The organism is Tardiphaga sp., assembly GCF_028290495.1.
In the GTDB taxonomy this organism is placed as follows: domain Bacteria; phylum Pseudomonadota; class Alphaproteobacteria; order Rhizobiales; family Xanthobacteraceae; genus Tardiphaga.
The window spans coordinates 1-3,312 of record NZ_JAQGJT010000205.1; the positions used below are offsets into that span (position 1 = coordinate 1).

The 3,312-nt window shown below is 65.9% G+C and carries 1 protein-coding gene and 1 pseudogene; both read left to right on the plus strand.

Annotated elements, in window-relative coordinates:
• Window positions 1–933 (plus strand): annotated as a pseudogene (locus tag JWQ24_RS28010) (DNA-directed RNA polymerase subunit beta); the annotation flags it as partial.
• 137 nt (window positions 934–1,070) lie between these two features.
• Window positions 1,071–3,312 (plus strand): DNA-directed RNA polymerase subunit beta' (gene rpoC / locus JWQ24_RS28015; RefSeq protein ID WP_299815720.1); only part of this gene is annotated, 2,242 nt, incomplete at its 3' end.

The window sequence follows — 3,312 nt, forward strand, 5'->3', positions numbered from 1 at the left end:
AACGAGCTGGTCCGGGTCTACGTCGCCCAGAAGCGCAAGATCCAGGACGGCGACAAGCTCGCCGGCCGCCACGGCAACAAGGGCGTCATCTCGCGGATCCTGCCGCAGGAGGACATGCCGTTCCTGCCGGACGGCACCCCGGTCGACGTCGTGCTGAACCCGCACGGCGTGCCGCGCCGCATGAACATCGGCCAGATCCTGGAGACCCACCTCGGGTGGGTCGCCAAGCAGGGCTGGGAGGTCGAGGGCGACGACGAGCCGTGGAAGCGCGAGCTGAAGCGGATCGGCGCCGACAAGGCCGCGCCGGGCACCAACACGGCGACCCCGGTGTTCGACGGTGCACGCGAGGACGAGATCACCGGGCTGCTCGGCTCGACGATCCCGAACCGCGACGGCGAGCGGATGATCGGCGAGACCGGCAAGGCGCAGCTGTTCGACGGCCGCTCGGGGGAGCCCTTCCCGCACCCGATCAGCGTCGGCTACATCTACATCATCAAGCTGCACCACCTGGTCGACGACAAGATCCACGCCCGCTCGACCGGCCCCTACTCGATGATCACGCAGCAGCCCCTGGGTGGTAAGGCCCAGTTCGGCGGCCAGCGGTTCGGCGAGATGGAGGTCTGGGCGATGCAGGCGTACGGCGCCGCCTACGCCCTGCAGGAGCTGCTCACGATCAAGTCGGACGACGTGCTCGGCCGCGTGAAGGTGTACGAGGCGATCGTCAAGGGCGAGAACATCCCGGAGCCCGGCATCCCGGAGTCCTTCAAGGTGCTCGTGAAGGAGATGCAGTCGCTGTGCCTCAACGTGGAGGTGCTCTCGAGCGACGGCACGACGATCGAGATGCGTGACAGCGACGAGGACGTGTTCCGCGCCGCTGAGGAACTTGGTATCGACCTGTCCCGGCGGGAGCCGAGCTCGGTCGAGGAGGTCTGAGGTAGTCGCCGCCGGCCCGGGCAACCCCCGGGCCGGCGGCGCCGCCCCGATCACCACCCCCGTCGAGGACTCCGCCCCGGTCCTCGGCAGCCACGCCGGCGTCTGCAGCGTCGGCAAACGAAGAGAGAGAAGACCCTGTGCTCGACGTCAACTTCTTCGACGAGCTGCGCATCGGCCTGGCCACCGCGGAGGACATCCGCTCGTGGTCGCACGGTGAGGTCAAGAAGCCCGAAACGATCAACTACCGCACGCTGAAGCCGGAAAAGGACGGCCTCTTCTGCGAGAAGATCTTCGGTCCCACGCGGGACTGGGAGTGCTACTGCGGCAAGTACAAGCGCGTGCGCTTCAAGGGCATCGTCTGTGAGCGCTGCGGCGTCGAGGTGACTCGCGCCAAGGTGCGTCGTGAGCGGATGGGCCACATCGAACTGGCCGCACCCGTCACGCACATCTGGTACTTCAAGGGCGTGCCGAGCCGTCTCGGTTACCTGCTGGACCTGGCCCCGAAGGATCTCGAGAAGATCATTTACTTCGCGGCCTACGTGATCACCGCTGTCGACACCGAGCAGCGGCACAACGACCTGTCGACGCTCGAGGCCGAGATGGTCGTCGAGAAGAAGGCGGTCGAGGACCAGCGCGATCTCGACCTGGCCGAGCGGAGCCAGAAGCTCGAGGCCGACATGGCCGAGCTCGAGCGCGACGGCGCCAAGTCCGACGTCCGTCGCAAGGTCCGTGACGGTGGCGAGCGCGAAATGCGTCAGCTCCGCGACCGGGCCCAGCGCGAGCTGGATCGCCTGGACGAGGTCTGGACGACGTTCACCAAGCTGGCTCCCAAGCAGCTGATCGTCGACGAGGTGCTCTACCGCGAGCTCATCGACCGCTACGGCGAGTACTTCAACGGCGCCATGGGTGCCGAGTCGATCAAGAAGCTCATCGAGAACTTCGACATCGACGCCGAGGCCGAGAGCCTGCGCGACACCATCAAGAACGGCAAGGGCCAGAAGAAGCTTCGTGCACTGAAGCGCCTCAAGGTCGTCGCGGCGTTCCAGATGAACCGCAACTCGCCCATGGGCATGGTGCTCGACGCCGTACCGGTGATCCCGCCGGAACTGCGCCCGATGGTTCAGCTCGACGGTGGCCGCTTCGCCACCTCCGACCTGAACGATCTGTACCGCCGCGTCATCAACCGCAACAACCGGTTGAAGCGACTGATCGACCTCGGCGCGCCCGAGATCATCGTCAACAACGAGAAGCGCATGCTTCAGGAGTCCGTGGACGCGTTGTTCGACAACGGTCGTCGCGGCCGCCCCGTCACCGGGCCTGGCAACCGTCCGCTGAAGTCGCTGTCGGATCTGTTGAAGGGCAAGCAGGGCCGGTTCCGTCAGAACCTGCTCGGCAAGCGCGTCGACTACTCCGGGCGTTCGGTCATCGTCGTCGGCCCGCAGCTCAAGCTGCATCAGTGTGGTTTGCCCAAGCTGATGGCTCTCGAGCTGTTCAAGCCGTTCGTGATGAAGCGACTGGTCGACCTGAACCACGCGCAGAACATCAAGAGCGCCAAGCGGATGGTCGAACGTCAGCGCCCGCAGGTGTGGGACGTCCTCGAAGAGGTCATCTCCGAGCACCCCGTGCTGCTGAACCGCGCACCAACGCTGCACCGCCTTGGCATCCAGGCCTTCGAGCCACAGTTGGTCGAGGGCAAGGCCATTCAGCTGCACCCGCTGGTCTGTGAGGCGTTCAACGCCGACTTCGACGGTGACCAGATGGCAGTGCACCTGCCGCTGAGTGCCGAGGCGCAGGCCGAGGCACGCATCCTGATGCTGTCGAGCAACAACATCCTGTCTCCCGCGTCGGGCCGCCCGCTGGCCATGCCGCGTCTGGACATGGTGACCGGTCTGTTCTTCCTGACCACCGAGATCGAAGGCGACACAGGCGAATACACGCCTGCCGCCACGGATCAGCCGGAGTCGGGTGTGTACGGCTCGCCTGCCGAAGCTCAGATGGCCGTCGACCGTGGTGTGCTGAGCGTGCGGGCCAAGATCAAGGTTCGGCTGACGCACCAGCGTCCGCCGGCCGACGTCGAGGCCGCGGTGTTCGGTGACGAGGGCTGGAAGATGGGCGACGCCTGGTTGGCGGAGACCACTCTGGGCCGCGTGCTGTTCAACGAGCTGCTGCCGCGGGGCTACCCCTTCGTCAACAAGCAGATGCACAAGAAGGTCCAGGCGTCGATCATCAACGATCTCGCCGAGCGCTACCCGATGATCGTCGTGGCGCAGACCGTCGACAAGCTGAAGGACGCCGGCTTCCACTGGGCCACCCGTTCGGGTGTCACGGTGTCCATGGCCGACGTGCTGGTGCCGCCGAACAAGGCACAGATCCTCGATG